Origin of the sequence: Bacillus sp. AFS029533 (genome assembly GCF_002585125.1) — a bacterium.
Lineage (GTDB): Bacteria > Bacillota > Bacilli > Bacillales > Bacillaceae_G > Gottfriedia > Gottfriedia luciferensis_B.
This window is the reverse complement of the sequence record NZ_NUQC01000003.1, coordinates 143,974-150,509: the sequence shown is the minus strand read 5'-3', so window position 1 is coordinate 150,509 and position 6,536 is coordinate 143,974. Positions and strand designations below refer to the sequence as shown.

The window sequence follows — 6,536 nt, the reverse complement described above, 5'->3', positions numbered from 1 at the left end:
CATTAAATTAGTTCCATTTAAACCTAAAGCATCGTTTGTAGAAATACCTAAAACAACAGGTTTTCCATTTCTTAATGTAGCCTTAGCTGCCATTAATACAGGGCTGTCAGTTTGAGCATTAGCAAACTTACTCATTGAATTTCCTGTTAACGGTGCAATTACCATACAATCTAATTGTACTTTTGGACCAAATGGTTCTGCTCCTACAATTGAATCAACTGTTTTACGCCCTGTAATTTCTTCAATTTTTTCGATCCAGTCTTCTCCTACTCCAAACCTGGTTGTTGTGCTTTTTACAGTAAATGTAACGACAGGGTATACGTCAGCTCCATCATCCACTAATTTTTGAATTTGTGGTACTACCTCTTCATAAGTACAATGTGATCCTGTAATACCAAATCCAATTTTCTTACCTTTCAACGTCATTTTTGTTGCTCCTTCCTTTTATCTAAATCTACCTTTAATAGCTGTGTTAGTACGTTTCCAATTATTTGACCTGCTGTTTTAGGAGCAACGATTCCTGGTAAACCTGGTGCTAATAAGGCCTTAATGCCTCTTTTTTCAGCATAACGAAAATCTGTTCCTCCAGGTTTAGAAGCTAAATCAATGATTAATGAATGTGGTTGTAATTTTGAAATAACACTTGCTGTCACGATTTGAACTGGAACAGTATTAATTACAACATCTACATCCTTTAAGGCCTCTTCAATATTCTTAAATTCAAAAGCTTCTAAGCCCATTTCAATAATTCTAGCAATATGTTCTGATTTACGAGCCCCTACTTTTACTTTTGCACCCAAATTATGAAAAGTCCTAGCGACACTCATTCCTGTACGACCTAAACCTAATACCGCTACTTTCGAATTATGAATTGTATATTCCGTATGTTGAATAACCATCATAATCGTACCTTCAACGGTTGGAATACTATTATAAATAGCTACATCGTCTCGTTCAAATAATTTTACTAACTTTCGGTTTGAAGCTGTAACTATACTATCTAAGTAAGAGTTACTTATTCCAGAGTAAATCGTACAATGTGAAGGAGTACTGTCTAAAATTTCTTTTGTCAGCACGACTTTCTCATTTGAAAAAATTGTATCGACTACTCCTTCAATATTTGTACCTGGTACAGGTAGAAGGATTGCATCAAGATCTTCAAAATTTGCATCTGCCATTAATTCTTTTGAAGCACTTGTAAAGCCACTATCTAATTGTTCAAAGCCTATTAATGTTACCTTTGCGTCTAACTCTGTTAACTTCCGAATAACTTCCAGCTGTCTGGCGTCCCCACCAATAACAGCAATATGCAAGCCAGTTAACATGCAGCATTCACCTTCTTTACTTCACTATGGTAAATGGAAATTAATCTCTGTAAGCAGGACTACCGCCTAACATCTTTCTCCTAAATATCTTATGAATCTTCCATTGCATTGGTGAAGATTCTTTCTAAAATTAAGGAGCAGTAATGAAAAACTGTTTAAATCTGAACATTTCTATTCTCAGTCATTTGAAAAATAAAAAAGAGGACCCTATAAGGGCTCCCCTAATTGATTAACTTATTGTTTAATATTTGTTGGAATTACTCCATCGGGACTTACTAATGAAACTGCATAGTCATCAGTAAAAACAAACTTCGCAATATCATTTACTTTATCAATTGTTACGTTATCTATTAGTTGAATTACTTCATCTAAAGTACGGTGATTACCTAGCATCAATTCATTTTTACCATTTCGGCTCATTCTGCTATTTGTACTTTCTAATCCTAACATTAAATTACCTTTTAATTGCTCTTTACAATTATTTAATTCTTTTTCTGTTATTCCATCTGCATTTAATACTTTTAAAGTTTCTTGGATTGTTTCAAATAATTGATTTAATTGGCTTTTTCCAGTACCTGCATAAATTGCAACTGTACCGCTATCTTGGTATGCAGAGTGATATGAGAAAACAGAATATGCAAGTCCTTTTTGCTCACGAACATCTTGGAATAAACGACTACTCATACTACCACCAAGTATATTATTTAAGGCAATTAATGGATATAAGTCGCTATGTCCAAGTTCAAGACCTCTATAGCCAACACAAAGATGTGCTTGCTCTGTTTCTTTTTTTCGAGCAATTTGTCCATAATGTATTGTAGGGATCCCAAAGTTTATCTCTTTCTTTTTCCCCTCATAATTTCCAAATAAATCTTCAACACGTTTAATAAAGGATTCATCAATATTACCCGCAATTGAAATAACTACTTGATCTGGCGTGTAAAAATCCTTCATATACTGACGTAAAGTATCGCCGTTAAAAGATTTTAAAGTTTCTTCTGTTCCTAGAATTGGATAACCTAATGGATGAGTTTCATACATAACTTTACTTAATAAATCATGTACTAAATCGTCTGGTGTATCATCATACATTTTAATTTCTTCAAGTACTACATTTTTTTCTTTTTCTAATTCACCTTCATCAAAAGTTGAATTAAAAAACATATCACCTAACACTTCTAACGCGTAATCCGCATGAGTATCTAACACTTTAGCGTAATAACAAGTATATTCTTTTGAAGTAAATGCATTTACTTGTCCACCAATTGAATCGAAACTTTCAGCGATTTCTTTCGCATTTCGTGTTTTAGTACCTTTAAAGAACATATGCTCAAGAAAATGTGATACACCATTTAGTTCTGACGTTTCATTATTTGAACCTGTTTTAATCCAGACTCCAAGTGCAACTGAACGAACAGTTGAAATATTTTCAATTACTACTCTAACTCCATTTTTGCAAGTATGTCGTACAATCATGTAATGCCTCCTATGTATACACCATCTATTTTCATTTTTGTAATAAGATTGAAAAATTTAACTATATTTTACAATCATCTTAACAAAGCTGAAAGTAATTGTCATTTGTTTTCAACTTTTTTAATTGTATCGTACCGTTTTTCATCTAATAAAGTTGAAATATTTACAACTTTTCGACCTGATGCTTCTATTTTTGTAATTAGTTCATCAAGTGCCTCAGCTGTCGGTTTCGTTGGATGCATAAGAACGATTGTACCATTTTCTACTTTTTTCATAACACGATTAATAATGACTTCTCTTGGCGGTTTCTGCCAATCAATCGTATCTGCTGTCCACATAATTGTTTTTAAGCCTAAACTTGAAGCAATTTTAACTACCTCATCACGATAACTACCGCTTGGAGGGGCAAACCATACAACTTTTTGATCAGTTGTGGCTAGTATGACTGAATTTGTTTGGGTTATTTCATTTCTTATTTGCTGACTACCTAATCTTGCCATATCGGGATGTGTATAAGAATGGTTCCCAACTTCTTGATCTGCAGCAGTGATTAGTTGAGCGACAGTTGGATTATTTTTTACCCATCTACCCTCAAGAAAGAAAGTTGCGTTTGCATTGTGCTTCTTTAATACTTCTAACATTTTCGGAATATATTCATTTCCCCATGCAACATTGATTGTAAATGCTACCATTGGTTTTTCAGGATTCCCTTTATACACTGGTGATGGTGGTAAATCCTTTAAATGAACTTTTGGAGAAACTTCTTTAAATACTAGCTTATTCTCATCAAACTTGCCTTTTGCTTTCATTTTCTTATATGACGCATTAACATCGACTGTTAAACCATTATACCCAGGTATTGCTTTCCAAACCGAGTCCACATAGGCATCTTTTGGAGGTATCTCGAAAGTTGGCGCCTTTGTTTTGATTTCATCAAATAACCCATTTGTTTTTGCTGTTACAAATGACGTTTTTGAAGTTAAGTTCCTCACGTATTGATTAGTATATTGATTTCTAACGACTAAAATTGCTAGAAATAATGCCATAACGAATGCTAAGACTTTTAACCGACTTCTTCCCATTTCCTAAACGCCCTCCTACTAGAAGGAATATGATATTTTTTAATATAATAGAACAAGCTTTCTATGACTTATGTACGACTAAATTAGCAATCACTAATTTACCTGGTAATTTCTAGTTCTACTTTTCTTATTGTAACCAAAAAATTTTTAGGCACACATAAAATTCTGCAAAATTAAAAGAGAGAATTAGAATGGAAATGTGGAAGTAAAAATAAAAAAACAACAGGCTCATTTCTATGTGCCTGTTGTTTCTATTTTGGGTCATGGAAGAGCAAAAGCTTTTAAGCTTTGCGAGATGTCTAGCTCCAGGCGTTTGCCCCTCGAGGTCATAAGCCAAGGACCAGCAAAGGTTAAAAAACAACCTTCACTGGTCCTTGTCTTATGCTTGTCGGGGCAGAGCGAACGCCTTCCGCTTTTCTAGTTTTGCTCAGCTTTTTCTTTTTGTTCTTTTAATACAGCTTTACGAGAAAGGTTTACTCGTCCTTGTTTGTCGATTTCAGTTACTTTTACTAGGATTTCGTCTCCAAGTGAAACTACGTCTTCAACTTTTGCAATGCGTTCTTCTGCTAGTTCAGAAATATGGACTAATCCATCTTTACCTGCAAAGATTTCAACGAATGCGCCGAATTTTTCAATTCGTTTTACTTTACCCATGTATAATTGACCTACTTCTACTTCACGAACAAGGTCTTCAATAATTTGTTTTGCACGTTCATTCATAGGTTGGTCTACAGATGAAATAAATACTGTTCCATCTTGTTCGATGTCAATTTTCACGCCAGTTTCTTCAATAATTTTATTGATTTGTTTTCCACCAGGTCCAATAACATCTTTAATTTTATCTGGGTTAATTGTCATCATTAAGATTTTTGGAGCAAACTCAGATAATGCTGTTCTTGGTTCACTGATTGTAGCAAGCATCGAATCAAGAATTTGCATACGACCAATTTTTGCTTGTTCTAATGCTTCTTTTAAAATTTGTTCTGATAAACCTTCAATTTTAATGTCCATTTGAAGTGCAGTTACACCTTTAGCTGTTCCTGCTACTTTAAAGTCCATATCTCCTAAATGATCTTCCATACCTTGAATATCTGTAAGAACTGAATAATGTTCACCAGATTTAATTAATCCCATTGCGATACCAGCAACTGGTGCTTTAATTGGTACACCAGCATCCATCATTGCAAGAGTACTTGCGCAAATACTTGCTTGTGAAGTTGAACCATTTGATTCAAGTACTTCTGATACAAGTCGAATTGTATATGGGAAATCCTTTTGATCTGGAATACTTGGCTCAAGTGCTCTTTCACCTAATGCTCCATGTCCAATTTCACGGCGACCTGGTCCACGAATTGGGCCTGTTTCACCAACACTAAATTGTGGGAAATTGTAATGATGCATAAAACGTTTTGATTCTTCTATGCCTAATCCATCAAGAATTTGCACATCACCTAGAGCCCCTAGTGTACAAATGCTTAACGCTTGAGTTTGTCCACGAGTGAATAAGCCAGAACCATGTGTACGAGGTAGTAAACCAACTTGTGATGATAATGGACGGATTTCATCTAATTTTCTTCCATCAGGACGTACTTTTTCAACCGTAATTAAACGACGCACTTCTTCTTTTACTAGCATTGAAAGGATTTCTTTAACTTGTCCAATAATCTCTTCTTCTGCTTCATTTTCTTCAAAATGAAGAACAACACGTTCTTTTACTTCATTGATTGCAGCTTCACGAGCATGTTTTTCATGAACTTGAATTGCTGCGTTTAATTCTGTTTCACAAATTTCACGAATTTGTTTTTCTAATTCAGCGTCAAGTTCATGAAGCTGAATTTCCATTTTTTCTTTTCCAATTTGAGCTACTATTTCTTCTTGGAATGCAATTAATTTTTTAATTTCTTCATGACCAAACATAATTGCTTCAAGCATTACTTCTTCTGGCACTTCATTAGCTCCAGCTTCAACCATGTTAATTGCATCTTTCGTTCCAGCAACTGTTAAATGAATGTCACTGTTTTCAGCTTGCTCTACAGTTGGATTAATAATAAATTCGCCATTAATGCGACCGACTACAACTCCAGCAATTGGGCCGTTAAAAGGAATGTCAGATACACATAGAGCTAGAGAACTACCAAACATAGCAGCCATTTCTGATGAACAATCTTGATCAACACTCATTACCATGCTGATTACTTGTACTTCATTACGGAATCCATCCGCAAATAATGGTCGAATTGGGCGGTCAATTAGTCGACTCGCTAATATTGCTTTTTCACTTGGTCTACCTTCACGTTTAATAAATCCACCAGGAATTTTACCTACTGCATATAAACGCTCTTCGTAGTTTACTGTTAATGGGAAAAAGCTAACTTTTTTAGGTTCCTTTGATGCAGTTGCTGTTGCTAATACGACAGTATCTTCGTATCTTACTAAAACTGCTCCATTTGCTTGCTTTGCTAATTGTCCTACTTCAACAGTAAGAGTTTTACCAGCAAGCTCTGTGGAAAAAACGTGCTTTTGTTGTTCCATATGGTATAAATACCCCTCTCTAATTTACAATTCAAAGTCTAAATTAATTATGTAAAAAAATCGTATATTCTCTATTATCTCCTATGTTTAGTAAAGAAATCAACTAACGAGAAAAAGAGAA

General features: G+C 34.5%; 5 protein-coding genes. All 5 read right to left on the bottom strand.

What is annotated here, in order from left to right; all coding sequences use genetic code 11:
• Positions 1-426 (bottom strand): dipicolinate synthase subunit B (gene dpaB, locus COE53_RS01675; RefSeq protein WP_029715283.1); only part of this gene is annotated, 426 nt, incomplete at its 3' end.
• Entirely contained in the window at positions 423-1,325 is a 903-nt protein-coding gene (gene dpaA, locus COE53_RS01670) for a dipicolinic acid synthetase subunit A (protein WP_025568549.1), read from the bottom strand. The genes dpaB and dpaA, both read right to left, overlap by 4 nt.
• Before the next feature lie 234 nt (positions 1,326-1,559).
• A complete protein-coding gene (locus tag COE53_RS01665) occupies positions 1,560-2,801 on the bottom strand; it encodes a M16 family metallopeptidase (RefSeq protein ID WP_025568548.1) in 1,242 nt (413 codons plus the stop codon).
• Between the two features lie 101 nt (positions 2,802-2,902).
• Entirely contained in the window at positions 2,903-3,883 is a 981-nt protein-coding gene (locus COE53_RS01660) for a polysaccharide deacetylase family protein (RefSeq protein WP_069034501.1), read from the bottom strand.
• 417 nt (positions 3,884-4,300) lie between these two features.
• Positions 4,301-6,415 carry a polyribonucleotide nucleotidyltransferase gene (pnp, locus tag COE53_RS01655; protein ID WP_025568546.1) on the bottom strand — a complete coding sequence of 705 codons (2,115 nt, stop codon included), beginning with the start codon at positions 6,413-6,415 and terminating at the stop codon, positions 4,301-4,303.
• Between the last annotated feature and the right edge of the window lie 121 nt (positions 6,416-6,536).